This window comes from Acidovorax sp. Q11 (assembly GCF_054950075.1).
Map to the genome: position 1 here is coordinate 83,806 of NZ_JBUDZG010000018.1, position 14,549 is coordinate 98,354.

Here is a 14,549-nt window from a genome sequence, read left to right on the forward strand (position 1 = left end):
TGCAATGACGCCGCCGGACTCCGCCTGGGCCGAACGCATGCGCACCGAGCAGGTGCGGCTGATCTACCGCAACTACCCGTTCACGCTCAGCGCGAACTTCGTTCTCAGCCTGCTCGTGATCGGCGCGCTGTGGGGGACGGTATCCACCAGCATGCTGGTGGGATGGGGTGGTTTCAGTGGCGCACTCACCCTCAAAGGAGTGTGGGACTACCGGCGCTACCGGCATGCGCTGGCCGGGCCCGCCCCCCAGGCGGTCGAGACCGCAGCGCGCCATTTCGCAGAGATCGCATGGTGCACCGGCGCGATGTGGGGCGCCGCCGGGTTGTTGCCATTCTTCGTGCAGTCCGCACATTTCCACCAGATCGTGTTCCCGGCGATCACCGGCATGGCCTTTGGCGGTGCGGCCTTCTTGTCCACCGACCGGCGGCTGTTCTATGGGTACATCGTGCCCATGCTCGCCCTCACCCTGGTTGGCGCGGCAGGCATGCAGGGGCGCAACGGGGTCATCCTTGCCAGCCTGACGCTGGCCCTGGCTTTCGCCACACTGGCCTTCGCGCACAACGTGCGCGCGATGATCCAGCGTTCGCTGGTGCTCCGGTTCGAGAACATGGACCTCATCGACGCACTGAAGCGGCAAAAGGAACAGGCCGACTATGCCAACCTGTCCAAGTCACGCTTTCTCGCCGCCGCCAGCCACGACCTGCGCCAGCCCATGCATGCACTGGGCCTGCTTTTTGAATCGCTGCGCCCGCGCATCCAGGACGAAGCCTCGCAGCACCTGGTGCACAGCATCACCGCCACCATCCACACGCTGGAAGACCTGTTCAACGCCCTGCTCGACATCTCCAAGCTGGATGCGGGGGTCATCCCCCGCGACGTGCGGGCCATTGCGCTACAGCAAACGCTGGCACGGATCGAGGCAGAGTTCCGCCCCGTTGCCGAAAGCAAGGGCCTGCGTTTTGCCCTGCGCCTGCCTGCAGAGGGGCCCGTTGTGCACAGCGATGCGGCGCTTCTCGACCGCATGGTGCGCAATCTGGTGAGCAATGCCATCCAGCACACCCGGCAAGGAACGGTGCTGGTGACCTGCCGCCTGCGCCCGGGCAAGGTGCTCATCGAGGTGCGCGACAGCGGCCCGGGCATTCCGCAGCCGCTGCACAAGGAGATCTTCCAGGAGTTCTACCAGATCAGAAACCCGGAGCGGGACCGCAGCAACGGTGTCGGCCTGGGCTTGGCCATCGTGGAGCGCGTGGGCCGCATGCTCGGTCATCCGGTGCTGCTGCGTTCGGCGCCCGGCTGCGGCTCCACCTTCACCATCGTGCTGCCGCGCAGCACAGCCCCAGCCCCGACCACAGCAGCCACGACCACTCCAGTGGCCGAGGGCTTGCCATCGCTGCAAGGCCGGCGCATCGCCGCCATCGACGACGACCCCATCGTTCTGGAAGGCATGCGCCAGCTGTTCGAACACTGGGGCTGTACGCTGGTTGCGGCAGCCAGCACCGACGAACTGCTGGACCGCCTGGCAAAGGAGGGGTCGGTGCCAGACCTGGTGATCAGCGACTACCGCCTGCGCGACGGCGAAACCGGCGCACAGGCCATTGCCAAAGTCACGGCCTTCTGCGGACGCCCCTTGCCGGGCGTGCTCGTGACGGGCGACACCGCACCCGAGCGCCTGCGGGAAGCCGCCCACAGCGGCTACGCGGTCCTGCACAAACCCGTGCGCCCCGGCAAGCTGCGCGCCTTGCTGCTGCACCTGCTGGACGTTCGGCCTACGACTTAGGTATTAGCCGTTCAGTGCAATGGCCCATCGGGCCGCTTTGGCCTGAAATCAGGGGCATGAACGACACCCCCAGCATCGCCCGGTGTGCCCCCTGCCATGGGGATGCGCCACCACCAGGAGCCAACAGCCAGAGGCCATGCAGCACGCGCAGCCTGCAAAGCACTCCCGAGCGTGTGGTGGTGGCCGCCAGCCTCGCCCTGACCCTGGTGCAGATCAGCACCATCGAGACCTCCTGGCTGCTGGCCTTCATGCTGCCCGTGCAATGGGCACTGGTGTTCCGCCCGCTGGAGCACAGAGAGTGGGCCCTGTGCGCACTGGTCGCGCCCTTTTTTGTGCTGCAGAACTACATGGCGCTGCGCGCGGGTGCCTTTGCCTTCCACCAGCAGGACTTTTTGCTCATGCCCTGGCACGAGCCTGTGCTGTGGATGGGCTGGTACCTGCACCTGGTGCGCTTTGTGGGCCAGCCGCCCCAGTCTGTCCGCCTGCACGGGACGGCCTGGGTGGGGCTGCTGGCCACAGTCATCGCATTTTCGGCGTTCGGCGGCGACACACAGGCACTCACCCTGGCCGCATCGGTATCCAGCGCCTTGCTGCTCGCCATGTTCCACCGCCCGGGCGACCTGGCCTATGGCCTGTGCGCGGTGGTGCTTGGGTTGCTTGTGGAGTGGGTGGGCCTCAGCCAGGGCCTGTGGTCCTACCCCGAACCGGAGGCTGCCTCTATCCCCTCCTGGTCGGGCCTGATGTGGCTGTCGGTGGGGCTTCTGGGCCGACGCTTCGTTGTCCCGCTGGCCGAATGGCTGGTACAGCGGGGGGCCCGCCATGCATGACCGCAGCAACGCATTGACGATCAGGCACCTGGTCCAGGCACTCCGAAAGCGCGCCTATCTCCCGCACGGCATCCCATCGCAGGCCACGCCGGTCGGCGACCCACCCTCCAGTACACTGTTCTTGCACTCGGCGTTCCCCCCACAGCCCAGCGGCATGGGGTTCAAGATCCGGATCGCCCGCCGCACTTCGGTGCTGCAAGACGCGCTGGGGCTGCTCAACCGCCGCTATCGGCAACGGGGCTATGGATTCCAGACTCTGACCTTGTCGCCTGAACGCATGACCATCGTGGCCTATGAAAACAAGCAGGTGACCGGCACGCTCACCGTCCAGCTGGATCGGGGGCACGGATTGCTGTCTGACGAGTGCTTTCAAGAGCAGCTTGACGGATTCCGCGCACGTGGCGCCTCGCTGTGCGAGTTCACCAAACTCGCTACCGCGCCCCATGCCCCAACGCCTGCCACGCTGGCATCCCTGTTCCACGTGGCCTTCATCTTCGCGCACCAGATCAACCATGCCACGCATGCGGTGGTGGAAGTCAACCCACGGCATGTCGCGTTCTACACGCGAGTGCTGGGCTTCACACCGCACGGGGCCCCCCAGTCCAACCCGCGTGTGAAGGCACCAGGGGTTCTGCTGGTGGCAGATTTCCATCACATCGGGCGCCAGCTCCTGGCACGCGATGCCCACGGCTCCCGCGATGCGGGCGAGCCCCCGCCGTTCTTCTCGCACAGCTTCTCCAAGGCAGAAGCGCAGGGCATACGCCACCGCATCCAGGCCGCGCTGCAACAACAGGAGCCCGCTGCATGCTGAAGGTATCGGCGCTGGACCAGGCGCTGCAGGATTGGCGCTCCGTGCTCGGCACAGACAGCGTGTTGTCCGCCCCCAGCGCGGCCGCGTTGTACGGCGCAGGTGGCACACGCCGCATCCCCGCCGCCTTGCGCCCCACGCGCTCTGGCAGCGTGGCAGAGATCGTGCGCATCGCGGCACGGCATCGCGTGCCCCTGCACCCGATCAGCACGGGGAGGAACTGGGGCTACGGGGGGGCGCTCCCGCCCTCGGACGATTGTGTGGTCCTCGACCTGTCCCAGCTCAACCGCATCATTGCGGTGGACGCCGAGTTGGGCACCGCCACGCTGGAGCCCGGCGTCACCCAGGGACAACTGCGCTCGCACCTGGATCAGCGGGGCCTGCCGTTCATGGTCCCGACCACGGGCGCCGGCCCCAGCGTGAGCCTGGTGGGCAATGCGCTGGAGCGCGGCTATGGCATCACCCCACATGCAGACCACTTCGGCGCCGTGATGGCGCTGGAGGCCGTGCTGTCGGACGGCTGTGTGTACCGGCCGCGCCTGGGGGCGCTGGGCGGCGACCGCGTGGGGCATGGCTACAAGTGGGGCATCGGCCCGTACCTGGATGGCCTGTTCTCGCAGTCCAACTTCGGGGTCGTCACCCAGATGACCATTGCCCTGGCGCAACGCCCGCCGCATGTCGAGGCCTTCTACATCTTCCTGGACCGGCCAGACCAGCTGGCACCCACCGTGCAAACACTGCGCGGGCTCTTGCGCACGACGGGCGGGGTCATGGGCGGTGTGAACATCCTCAACGGCTACCGCCTCGCGTCGATGACCTGCCCCTACCCCGCAGCGGCCCTGGCGCGCGGCACGCCGCTGCAGCCCCGCGAGCTGGACGAACTGCTGCGGGACCACGGGCTGGGCGCCTACCTGGTGGTGGGCAGCGTGTATGGCGAGGCGCCCGTGGCCCGTGCTGCGGTGGCAACCATCCTGCGCGCCTTTGCCCACTGCAGCGGCCGCCGCGTGCGCCTGAACCGCGGCAGAGCCGGTCTGCTGCAGAGCCTTGCAGGACGCTTTCCTGGCATCGCGGCACGCCTGGGCTTCGGCCCGGACCAGGCCGCGCGCATGCTGAGCGCGCTGAACCTCATGGAGGGCATCCCCGACGATGTGGCGCTGCGCCTGCCCTACTGGAAATCCGGCGCCCCGCTGCCCGAGGACCTGACCGGCGCTCTGCGAAGTGGCGAGCGGGGGCTGATGTGGTACGCCCCCCTGGTGCCGATGGTGCCCGACACCGTGCAGACTTTCGAAGCCCTGGTGGACCGTGTCTGCCTGCAGCACGGGTTTGAGCCGCTGATCACGCTCACCAGCCTGTCTGACCGCTGCTTCGACAGTTCCGTGCCACTGCTGTTTGACGGCCGCTCCAGCGCCGACCACGAGCGCGCCCAGCGCTGCTTCGACATGCTGTTCGACGAAGGCCGCCAGCATGGCATCGTGCCCTACCGCATGGGTTCGCAGGCGTTCCACAAGCTGGCATCGCAAGGGGACGACCCGGCGCTTGCGCTGGCCCGCAGGGTCAAGCAGCTGCTGGACCCAGAGGGCATTCTTTCGCCCGGCCGCTACAACCTCTGAGAACGAGCAGCCCGCCCCGCGCCCCAGACGGCGAGGGCCAGGCAGCGACCACCACAGGCCCCTTCTCCGGGTTTTTACCGATTAGCAAACGTTTGCGCAAACGTTTGCTTTCGTTATCATTCAGTTCGCGACAAGGCACCGGGCACCCGCAGCCGCTCTTCCTCAAAAGGTCTGCCAAGGATTTCCCTCCACGCTGTCGGTCGCCTTCGTCCACATTCCAACCTGGAGACAAAACCCATGCGATTCACCCGCCGTTCCGTTCAGACCGCCGCCGCCCTCGCCGTTGTGGGCAGCCTGCTGGCCAGCCCTGCGTTTGCGCAGGACAAGCCCAAGATCGCGCTCATCATGAAGTCGCTGGCCAACGAGTTCTTCCGCACCATGGAAGACGGCGCCAAGGCGCACCAGAAGGCCCATGCCAAGGAATACACGCTGGTGGCCAATGGCATCAAGAACGAGACCGACACGGCAGCCCAGATCAAGATGATCGAGCAGGCCGTGGCCCAAAAGGTCAGCGCCATCGTGCTGGCCCCTGCCGACTCCAAGGCGCTGGTGCCCGTGGTCAAGACGGCCATCGACAAGGGGATCCTCGTGGTCAACATCGACAACCAGCTCGATGCCGACGCGCTGAAGGAAAAGAACATCACCGTGCCTTTCGTGGGCCCCGACAACCGTGCAGGCGCCAAGCTGGTGGGCGACCACCTGGCCAAGACGCTGAAGGCGGGCGACAAGGTCGGCATCATCGAAGGCGTGTCCACCACCTTCAATGCGCAGCAGCGCACCCTGGGCTACCAGGACGCCATGAAGGCCGCCAACATCACCGTGGTGGGCGTGCAGTCCGGCAACTGGGAGATCGAAAAAGGCAACACCGTGGCCGCCGGCATGATGCGCGAGCACCCTGACCTCGTGGCCTTGCTGGCCGGCAACGACAGCATGGCCCTGGGCGCCGTGGCCGCCGTGAAGGCCGCCGGCAAGACCGGCAAGGTGCAGGTGGTGGGCTACGACAACATCGGCGCCATCAAGCCCATGCTGCAGGACGGCCGCGTGCTGGCCACCGCCGACCAGTACGCCGCCAAGCAGGCCGTGTTTGGCATCGAGCTGGCGCAGAAGGCCCTGGCCGCCAAGACGCCCCAAGCCCAATTGCCCGCGCTGGTCAAAACCGACGTGGTGCTGGTGACCAAGGGCAGCAAGTAACCCGGCCACGGCCACTGCGACAACGCACCGCTGAGCATCCCCTGCCGCTCGCCCTGAGCCTGTCGAAGGGCTGCGCTACCGTCGCGCAGTTGGCTTCGACAAGCTCAGCCCGAACGGATTGCGGGATGCCATGGGTGCGCCCCATACTGCTTCGACCATGCCTACATCCTCCCCTGCCAACCCGTCCACACCCCTGCTCGCCATCCAGGCCATTGGCAAGGACTACACCGCCACCGTGCTCGATGGCGTGAACGTGGAGCTGTTTGCGGGCGAGGTGCTGGCGCTGACCGGGGAGAACGGCGCGGGCAAGAGCACGCTGTCCAAGATCCTCTGCGGGCTGGAGCAGCCCACGCGCGGTGGCATGGTGCTGGCGGGCCAAACCTACACGCCCACGTCGCGCCGCGATGCCGAGCGCCACGGCGTGCGCATGGTGATGCAGGAACTGGGCCTGGTGCCCACGCTCACCGTGGCCGAGAATTTGTTGATGGGCCGCCTGCCGCACCGGCTGGGCTGGCTACAGCGCGATGTGCTGCACGCCGCCGCCCGTGCGCAGCTGGCCAAGATCGGGCTCGACAGCATCGACCCCGCCACCCCGGTCTCGCAGCTGGGCATCGGCCAGCAGCAGATGGTCGAGATCGCGCGCAACCTGCAGGACGACACGCGCATCCTGGTGCTCGACGAGCCCACGGCCATGCTCACGCCGCGCGAGACCAACTACCTGTTCGAGCAAATCGCCCACCTCACCGCACGCGGCGTGGCCATCATCTACGTGTCGCACCGGCTCGAAGAACTGCGCCGCATTGCCGACCGCGTGGCCGTGCTGCGCGATGGCCGCCTGGTGGACGTGCGCCCCATGGCGGGCATGAGCGAGGACGACCTGGTGCAGCGCATGGTGGGCCGCGTGGTGAGCGACCTGGACCACCGCCCGCGCCGCCCCGTCGGCCCCGTGGTGATGAGCGCCCAGGGCCTGGGCCGGGGCACCGCCGTGCAGGACGTGAGCCTGGAGCTGCGGGCCGGTGAAATTTTCGGCATTGCCGGGCTGGTCGGGTCGGGCCGCACCGAGCTGGTTCGCCTGTTGTTTGGCGCCGACCGGGCGGACCAGGGAAGCGTCACCTTGCACCCGGAATTTGAACAAAAACAGCCTTCTGCGCGCGATGGACAAGCCCAATCAGCTATCAAAACAGTAGCAAATTCAACTCCAGTAGCAGCACCTGCCTCTCGCGTCCTGCCCCGGGGCTTTGCATCGCCCCTGCAGGCCATCGCTGCTGGCGTGGGCCTCGTTACCGAAGACCGCAAATCGCAGGGCCTGCTGCTCTCGCAGCCCATCCGCATCAACGCCACGCTGTCCGACCTGTCGGCCGTGTCGCGCGGCGGCTGGCTGCAGCGCGGGCTCGAAAGCCGCCTGGTGCAGGGCTTTGTGCGCACACTGGGCATCCGCTGCCGCAGCGCCGAACAGCCCGTGGGGCAGCTGTCGGGCGGCAACCAGCAAAAGGTGGTGTTCGCCCGCTGGCTGCACCGCGAAGGCCGCGTGCTGCTGCTCGACGAACCCACGCGCGGCGTGGACGTGGGCGCGCGCGCCGAGCTGTATGGCGAGCTGGACCGCATGGCCGCAGAAGGCCGCGCGCTGCTCATGGTGTCGTCCGACCTGCGCGAACTCATGGCCATGGCCGACCGCATCGGCGTGATGAGCGCAGGCAGCCTGGTGGCCGTGTTCGAGCGCGGCGAGTGGTCCGAACAATCGCTGCTGGCGGCCGCGTTCTCCGAGCCCGGCGGGCGCACCAGCACCACCCCTTCAACCTCTTCTCCTGTGACCGCATGAACGCCCCCACCGCATCTGCCGCGCCCGCTGCGGCGCCGTCCTCCGCTTCGGTCTGGCGCAGCCAGCTGGGCACCTACCTGGGCCTGCTGGCCGTGCTGGCGGGCATGGTGGCGCTGTTCTCGTCGCTGTCCGAATACTTCTGGAGCGCCGAAACCTTCATCACCATCGCCAACGAGATCCCGGCCCTGGCCGTGATGGCCGTGGGCATGACCTTTGTGCTCATCATCGCGGGCATCGACCTGTCGGTGGGCTCGGTGATGGCGCTGGCCGCTGCGACCTCGGCCGCCGCCATCCTGCAATGGGGCTGGACGGTGCCCGCCGCCGCCGCGCTGGCGCTGGCCACAGGCCTGGTGTGCGGCACCATCACGGGCGCCATTTCGGTGGCGTGGCGGCTGCCCTCGTTCATCGTGTCGCTGGGCATGCTCGAAGCCGTGCGCGGCAGCGCCTATGTGGTGACCGACTCGCGCACGCAGTACGTGGGCGATGCGATCTCGTGGCTGTCGGCACCCTTCTTTGGCGGCATCTCGTTCGCGTTCTTGCTGGCCGTGGTGCTGGTGGTGGTAGCACAGCTGGTGCTGTCGCGCACCGTGTTTGGCCGCTGCGTGGTGGGCATTGGCACCAATGAAGAAGCCATGCGCCTGGCCGGTGTGGACCCGCGCCCCATCCGCGTCATCGTGTTTGCCATGACCGGCCTGCTGGCGGGCCTGGCGGGCCTGATGCAGTCGGCCCGGCTGGAAGCCGCCGACCCCAACGCCGGAACCGGCATGGAGCTGCAGGTGATTGCGGCCGTGGTGATTGGCGGCACCAGCCTCATGGGCGGACGCGGTTCGGTGATCAACACCGCGTTTGGCGTGCTCATCATCGCGGTGCTGGAGGCAGGCCTGGCCCAGGTCGGCGCCAGCGAGCCCAGCAAGCGCATCATCACGGGTTTTGTGATCGTGGCGGCCGTCATCGTGGACACGCTGCGCCAGCGCCGCGCCAAGGTCTGAGAGACTGATCCCGCATCCAGCCGCCCCACTACCAACGACCTCATTTTTCTTTTTTGCATGGCTACTATCAAGGACGTTGCGCGCCACGCCGAGGTGTCGGTCACCACGGTGTCGCACGTGGTCAACGGCACGCGCCGCGTGAGCCCCGAGGGGCGCGAGCGCGTCGAGGCCGCCATCCGCGCCCTGGGCTATGTGCCCAGCGCCATTGCGCGCAGCCTCAAAAGCAACAACACGCGCACGCTGGGCATGCTGATCCCCAACAGCTCCAACCCCTACTTCGCCGAGATCGTGCACAGCGTGGAAGACCGCTGCTTTGGCGCGGGCTACAACGTCATCCTGTGCAACACCAACGACGAGGCACACCGCCAGGGCACTTACCTGCAGGTGCTGGCCGAGCGGCGCATCGACGGGCTCATCGTGGTCTCTACCGGGCATGACGCCACGCTGGCCACGCAGCTGGCGGGCCTGTCCATCCCCACCGTGCTGGTGGACCGCGAAATCGACATCGCCGGACAGCAGCCCTGCGACCTGGTGGAAACCGCCCACATGCAGGGCGGCCTGCTGGCCACGCGCCACCTGCTGTCGCTGGGCCACCGCCGCATTGCCTGCATTGGCGGCCCCGAAGGCATTGCGCCCAGCGAGCAGCGCATTGCCGGCTGGCGCACGGCCCTGGCCGACGCGGGCTGCGGCACCGGCGAAGGCCTGCTGTGGCACGGCAACTTCACCAGCCAAGGCGGCTACGAAGCCATGCACGCCGTGTTGCGCGCGCCCGAGCCGCCCACCGCCGTCTTCGTCTGCAATGATCTCATGGCCATGGGCGCGCTGTGCGCCGCGCACGAGCGCGACCTGCGTGTGCCCGAGGCACTGTCCATCGTAGGTTTTGACGACATCGAATTGGCCGCCTTCACCAGCCCACCGCTCACCACCGTGGCCCAGCCCAAGCAACGCATCGGCGCGCTGGCCGTGGACATGCTGCTGGAGCGCATCGACGGCAAGCGCCAGGACGCGCGCAAGGTGATGCTGCAGCCCGAGCTGCGCGTGCGCTCTTCCACCGCGCCAGCCCCGGGGGCCGCAGCATGAGCAACAACCCATTGAATGCCTCACCTCGCATCGCCGTCGTCGGCAGCCTGAACATGGACCTGGTGCTGCAGGTGCAACACGCGCCGGGCCCTGGCGAGACCGTGCTGGCCGACGCCCTGCACCTGGTGCCCGGCGGCAAGGGCGGCAACCAGGCAGTGGCCTGCGCGCGCCAAGGCGCCCAGGTGGCCCTGTTTGGCCGCGTGGGCGATGACGGCTACGGCCACACGCTGCGCGCCGGGCTCGATGCCGACGGCATCGACCACAGCGGCGTGCAGACCGACACCGACACCACCACAGGCGTGGCCGCCATCACGGTGGAAGCGACAGGGCAAAACCGCATCGTGGTCGTGCCCGGCGCCAATGGCCGCTTTGTGCTGGACGCCGCCGCGCTGGGCGCTGCGCTGCAGGGCGCAGGCGGCCTGGTGCTGCAGTTCGAAACCCCCCTGCCCCAGGTACTGGCCGCCGCCGAGATGGCCCATGCGGCGGGTTGCCCGGTGGTGCTGAACCCCTCACCCATCCAGCCCCTGCCCGATGCGATGTGGCCGCTGGTGCACACGCTGGTCGTGAACGAGGTGGAAGCCGCCGCCCTGGCAGGCCAGAGCGTGACCACGCCCGCCGATGCCGCGCAGGCCGCGCAGGCCCTGCGCGCCAAGGGCCCCACCCAGGTGGTGGTGACCCTGGGCGCCGCCGGTGCCGTGGCGGCCGATGCCGCAGGCAACCGCTACCACCCCGGTCTGGTCGTGCAGGCGGTGGACACCACGGCCGCAGGCGACACCTTTCTGGGCGCGCTGACCGTGGCACTGGCACGCGGCGAGCCACTAGATGCCGCCGTGCGCGAAGGCATCCGCGCATCGGCGCTGTGCGTCACCCAGCCGGGCGCCCAGCCCTCCATCCCCACCCGCGCCGCCGTGGTGCAAAGCCCCCAACCGCCCGCCTGGAGCCCCCTGTGAAACGCACCGCCCTGCTGCACGCCGAACTCTCCCACGCCATCGCCACCTTGGGCCATGGCGACATGCTGGTGATTGGCGACGTGGGCCTGCCCATTCCCCCCGGTCCGCGCCGCATCGACCTGGCGCTCACGCCCGGCATCCCGGCCGTGGCCGATGTGCTGCGCGTGGTGCTGGAAGAAATGCAGATCGAGAAAGCCGTGATCGCCACCGAAGCAGTGGAACGCAACGGGGGCCAGTTGCCCGCCTGGTGCCAGCTGCCGGTCACTCCCCAGGCGGTTTCGCACGACGATTTCAAGCGCCTGACCCAACAGGCCCGTGTGATGGTGCGCACGGGCGAGTGCACGCCGTACGCCAACGTGATCCTGGTGGCAGGCGTCACGTTCTGACACCACCTGCCCCCGCCGGGGGCGATGGCTTACGGGTTTTGGAGAAGGTCTGAAGGGGTGCTCCTGCGGTACGCTGGGTTGGTACCGTCTGCCTGCCCCCATGCCCAGTTCTGCCCCCCACGACTTGCTCCCCCCCGAAATCACCGTCCTGGAGCGCGGCTGGCTGTCGGCCAACAACATCCTCTTCATCGGCCACCACGACACGGCCATCGTGGACACCGGCTACTGCAGCCATGCCGACCAGACCGTGGACCTGGTGCGCGGCGCGTTGGCTGGCCGCGCGCTGGACCGCGTGCTCAACACCCACCTGCACAGCGACCACTGCGGCGGCAACGCGGCGCTGCAAAAGGCCTGGCCCGGTGTGCTCACCGCCATCCCGCCCGGCCAGGCCGACCATGTGCGCCAGTGGGACGCCTATGCGCTCAGCTACACCCCCACGGGGCAGGAATGCCCGCCGTTCCGGGCCGACACCTTGCTGATGCCGGACTCGTGTGTGCTGCTGGGCGACAAGCCCTGGCAAGTGCATGCGGCGCCGGGGCACGACCCACATTCGGTGGTGCTGTTCGAGCCCCAGGGCCGCGTGCTGATCTCGGCCGATGCGCTGTGGGAAAACGGCTTTGGCGTGGTGTTCCCCGAGTTGGAGGGCGACAACGCGTTTGCCGAGGTCGCCGCCACGCTGGACGTGATCGAAAAACTGTCACCCCAGGTCATCATCCCCGGCCACGGCCCCGTGTTTGCCGATACCCCCCGCGCCATCGACGGCGCCCGCCGCCGCCTGGACAGTTTTGTGCGCAACCCCGGCAAACACGCGCTGTATGCGGCCAAGGTGCTGCTGAAGTACAAGCTGCTGGAGTGGCAGCAGATCCGCATGGCCGACCTCACGGCCTGGGCGCAGGGCACGCCGTATTTCGGCATGCTGCACCAGCGGCATTTCGGTGATCAGCCCGAGGGGGAGTGGCTATTGAGCCTGGTGGATGACCTCGTAAGGTCGGGGGCGGCGGTGCGGCAGGGGGACGTGCTGCACAACGTGTGATATGGCTTGGCCGGGGTGGGACAGCTTTGGGCCCTGAGCCGCCAACCAGTTAGGAGCTCCAAAGCCGTCATTCAGCCAGGCCGCAACTGCAAGGCCAAGGAGTCCAACGGGCTGGCGGTTCCTGCGGCAGCGACTTTCAGGACATGGGTATAGATCATCGTCGTACTCACGTCCGAGTGCCCCAGCAACTCCTGCACCGTGCGAATGTCGGTGCCCGACTGCAACAAGTGCGTGGCGAAGCTGTGGCGCAAGGTGTGCACAGAAACGGGTTTGCAAATGCCCGTCTGTGCCACAGCCTTCTTTAGTGCGCGCTGCAATCGCTCCTCATAGACGTGATGCCGCCGCCAAACACCCGTGCGAGGGTCCACCGACAGGGATGAAGCGGGGAACACCCAGAACCATCCCCAGCGCTGCCCCACGCCGGGGTATTTGGTCTCCAATGCATGCGGAACGTCCACGCCACCGCACTGCGCTTGCCGGTCTTGCTCCCACAGCGCGCGTGCAGCCAGCACCTGTTGGCGCAACTCGGCTGCCAGGCTGCGCGGCAGCATCACAACCCGATCCTTGTCGCCCTTGGCCTGGCGTACCACGACCACCCCACGGTCAAAATCTACGTCCTTGACCCGCAAGCGCAGGCCTTCCATCAGCCGCATGCCCGTGCCGTACAGCATGCGGCCCAGCAAGGCCATATCGGCCGGCAACGCCGATAGCAGAGCAGCCACCTCGGCTACCGTCAAAACCGAGGGGATGCGCTTGGGCGTGCGCGGGCGCTGCACGCCATCGAGCCATGGCAGGTCCATGCCCAACACCTCGCGGTAGAGGAATAGCAGTGCACTCAACGCTTGGTTGTGTGTGGCAGCCGCCACCCGCCGCTCGTTAGCCAACATGGCTAGAAAACCTTCGATTTCCAGCTGCCCCATGTCTCGTGGATGCCGCAAGCCGTGCCATTTCACGAACATGCGCACCCATTGCACGTAGGCTTGCTCGGTGCGCAGGCTATAGTGTTTGTAACGAATTCGCTCACGAACCTGGTCCAGCAACCGTGTGGCGCGCAACACAGGAGGGGAGGCGGGTTTCATGGCTGAATTTGGTACTGTATTTTCATACAGCATATACGCCGCCAAGCTAGGCTACAAGCCCATTTCCGCATTTTTTTCGCGCCAATTTAGACCGCAAGCGCCAGATATGGCCTGCGGCTTGGTGCGGTCTACATTACGTTATGTGTCAGTACAAATCAGGAAGCGATTTCTATGTCAGATAAGGGTTTAAATTCTCTGATACCAGCTTATAAGAAGGCTTTTGCTAGTGGGGAAATTCAAAAGACTTATCAAAGTTTAGTTGGCATCGCTCAAAGCCTTAGAACTGATTTCTTAAAAACATGTGAGGGCAATTATACGGTCGCAAATGTACTGCACGGTTACATCGACTTTACCTACTTCTACCTGCAAAACGATTACCTTAAAAAACGAAAACTTAAGTTCGCTATTGTGCTAAATCACCAGCAGGCGCACTTCGAGCTTTGGCTGCTTGGTCAAACAAAGAACGTACAGATTAGCAATTGGAAAAAATTAAAAGGTTCAAAGTGGGTAAACGAAGAGTCGATGCCAAAGTATTCAGTTTTTGAAATTGTCTTGTTGCCTGCTCCTGACTTTGACAATTTCAAAAAATTGTCAAAGTCCATTCACAGTGCGTTTGGCTCGGTATCAAAAGAAATTTTTAACACGCTTGAGGCGTACAAGTAATGACACATAACAAACCACTCAAGTTCGCTCCACTTCGTTCCGCCGGACGTCGCTACGCGACGCCGCTTAGTTAATCGTTAGCCATCAGGAGAGACAACCGTTGTTCGGACTATTCAAGAAGGCGCCGCCACAACCGCCTGAGCCGCCAAAGCGGTTTCCGCCGGTCCCCGATTGGCAGCCCAGCGTGCAGCAGCCACTGGACAGAATCGCTGTTGATTTCCATGCAACCGTAACCCACCATTTCCATCTCGATCTGACCCACCCTGGCTCGTGAACTTCACGCTCACGTTGTGGATAAGTTCTTGGCTGTCTTCTCCTTCTTGGTGGTCTGTGGCGG

At 66.1% G+C, this 14,549-nt stretch carries 13 protein-coding genes; 12 read left to right on the forward strand and 1 reads right to left on the reverse strand.

The window, feature by feature from the left end; all coding sequences use genetic code 11:
* The first annotated feature begins 4 nt into the window (after positions 1-4).
* From ACYZGB_RS15035 to ACYZGB_RS15085, 11 genes are all read left to right on the forward strand, one after another.
* Positions 5-1,777 (forward strand): ATP-binding response regulator, encoded by a 1,773-nt coding sequence (locus ACYZGB_RS15035; protein ID WP_462389373.1) that lies wholly within the window; start codon positions 5-7, stop codon positions 1,775-1,777.
* 56 nt (positions 1,778-1,833) lie between these two features.
* Positions 1,834-2,604 carry a hypothetical protein gene (locus ACYZGB_RS15040; RefSeq protein ID WP_462389374.1) on the forward strand — a complete coding sequence of 257 codons (771 nt, stop codon included), beginning with the start codon at positions 1,834-1,836 and terminating at the stop codon, positions 2,602-2,604.
* Positions 2,605-2,758: 154 nt separating this feature from the next.
* Positions 2,759-3,415: an N-acyl amino acid synthase FeeM domain-containing protein gene (locus tag ACYZGB_RS15045; protein WP_462389376.1), complete on the forward strand. Its 657-nt coding sequence runs from the start codon at positions 2,759-2,761 to the stop codon at positions 3,413-3,415.
* Positions 3,409-5,022, forward strand: a complete 1,614-nt coding sequence (locus tag ACYZGB_RS15050) for an FAD-binding oxidoreductase (protein WP_462389377.1) — start codon at positions 3,409-3,411, stop codon at positions 5,020-5,022. The genes ACYZGB_RS15045 and ACYZGB_RS15050 overlap by 7 nt, the downstream gene beginning before the upstream one ends.
* A gap of 237 nt (positions 5,023-5,259) precedes the next feature.
* On the forward strand, positions 5,260-6,213 hold the full coding sequence (locus ACYZGB_RS15055) for a substrate-binding domain-containing protein (protein WP_462389379.1): 954 nt from the start codon (positions 5,260-5,262) through the stop codon (positions 6,211-6,213).
* Positions 6,214-6,370: 157 nt separating this feature from the next.
* Positions 6,371-8,032: a sugar ABC transporter ATP-binding protein gene (locus ACYZGB_RS15060; RefSeq protein ID WP_462389381.1), complete on the forward strand. Its 1,662-nt coding sequence runs from the start codon at positions 6,371-6,373 to the stop codon at positions 8,030-8,032.
* On the forward strand, positions 8,029-9,021 hold the full coding sequence (locus tag ACYZGB_RS15065; protein ID WP_462389383.1) for an ABC transporter permease: 993 nt from the start codon (positions 8,029-8,031) through the stop codon (positions 9,019-9,021). The genes ACYZGB_RS15060 and ACYZGB_RS15065 overlap by 4 nt, the downstream gene beginning before the upstream one ends.
* A gap of 57 nt (positions 9,022-9,078) precedes the next feature.
* Complete coding sequence (locus ACYZGB_RS15070; protein ID WP_462389384.1) at positions 9,079-10,101, forward strand: LacI family DNA-binding transcriptional regulator; 1,023 nt, start codon at positions 9,079-9,081, stop codon at positions 10,099-10,101.
* A complete protein-coding gene (gene rbsK / locus ACYZGB_RS15075) occupies positions 10,098-11,051 on the forward strand; it encodes a ribokinase (RefSeq protein WP_462389385.1) in 954 nt (317 codons plus the stop codon). Before ACYZGB_RS15070 ends, rbsK begins: the two co-directional genes overlap by 4 nt.
* The gene (gene rbsD, locus ACYZGB_RS15080; protein ID WP_462389387.1) at positions 11,048-11,437 is read left to right on the forward strand and encodes a D-ribose pyranase; all 390 of its coding nucleotides are present in this window, start codon (positions 11,048-11,050) and stop codon (positions 11,435-11,437) included. The genes rbsK and rbsD overlap by 4 nt, the downstream gene beginning before the upstream one ends.
* A 100-nt stretch (positions 11,438-11,537) precedes the next feature.
* Positions 11,538-12,470 (forward strand): MBL fold metallo-hydrolase, encoded by a 933-nt coding sequence (locus ACYZGB_RS15085; RefSeq protein WP_462389389.1) that lies wholly within the window; start codon positions 11,538-11,540, stop codon positions 12,468-12,470.
* 71 nt (positions 12,471-12,541) lie between these two features.
* On the opposite strand, the gene ACYZGB_RS15090 is transcribed toward ACYZGB_RS15085, so the two are convergent.
* Entirely contained in the window at positions 12,542-13,582 is a 1,041-nt protein-coding gene (locus tag ACYZGB_RS15090) for an integron integrase (protein WP_462389396.1), read from the reverse strand.
* 138 nt (positions 13,583-13,720) lie between these two features.
* Between ACYZGB_RS15090 and ACYZGB_RS15095 the strand changes: the two genes are divergently transcribed.
* On the forward strand, positions 13,721-14,212 hold the full coding sequence (locus tag ACYZGB_RS15095) for a DUF7000 family protein (RefSeq protein WP_462389391.1): 492 nt from the start codon (positions 13,721-13,723) through the stop codon (positions 14,210-14,212).
* Positions 14,213-14,549 lie beyond the last annotated feature (337 nt).

Excerpts from the sequence above, each read along its gene's own strand:
- ACYZGB_RS15040 (WP_462389374.1), top strand. The coding sequence starts at position 1,834 with ATGAACGACACCCCCAGCATCGCCCGGTGTGCCCCCTGCCATGGGGAT.
- ACYZGB_RS15095 (WP_462389391.1), top strand. The coding sequence starts at position 13,721 with ATGTCAGATAAGGGTTTAAATTCTCTGATACCAGCTTATAAGAAGGCT.
- ACYZGB_RS15085 (WP_462389389.1), top strand. The coding sequence starts at position 11,538 with ATGCCCAGTTCTGCCCCCCACGACTTGCTCCCCCCCGAAATCACCGTC.
- ACYZGB_RS15045 (WP_462389376.1), top strand. The coding sequence starts at position 2,759 with ATGGGGTTCAAGATCCGGATCGCCCGCCGCACTTCGGTGCTGCAAGAC.
- ACYZGB_RS15065 (WP_462389383.1), top strand. The coding sequence starts at position 8,029 with ATGAACGCCCCCACCGCATCTGCCGCGCCCGCTGCGGCGCCGTCCTCC.
- ACYZGB_RS15055 (WP_462389379.1), top strand. The coding sequence starts at position 5,260 with ATGCGATTCACCCGCCGTTCCGTTCAGACCGCCGCCGCCCTCGCCGTT.
- ACYZGB_RS15050 (WP_462389377.1), top strand. The coding sequence starts at position 3,409 with ATGCTGAAGGTATCGGCGCTGGACCAGGCGCTGCAGGATTGGCGCTCC.
- rbsK (WP_462389385.1), top strand. The coding sequence starts at position 10,098 with ATGAGCAACAACCCATTGAATGCCTCACCTCGCATCGCCGTCGTCGGC.
- ACYZGB_RS15090 (WP_462389396.1), bottom strand. The coding sequence starts at position 13,582 with ATGCTGTATGAAAATACAGTACCAAATTCAGCCATGAAACCCGCCTCC.
- ACYZGB_RS15035 (WP_462389373.1), top strand. The coding sequence starts at position 5 with ATGACGCCGCCGGACTCCGCCTGGGCCGAACGCATGCGCACCGAGCAG.
- ACYZGB_RS15070 (WP_462389384.1), top strand. The coding sequence starts at position 9,079 with ATGGCTACTATCAAGGACGTTGCGCGCCACGCCGAGGTGTCGGTCACC.
- ACYZGB_RS15060 (WP_462389381.1), top strand. The coding sequence starts at position 6,371 with ATGCCTACATCCTCCCCTGCCAACCCGTCCACACCCCTGCTCGCCATC.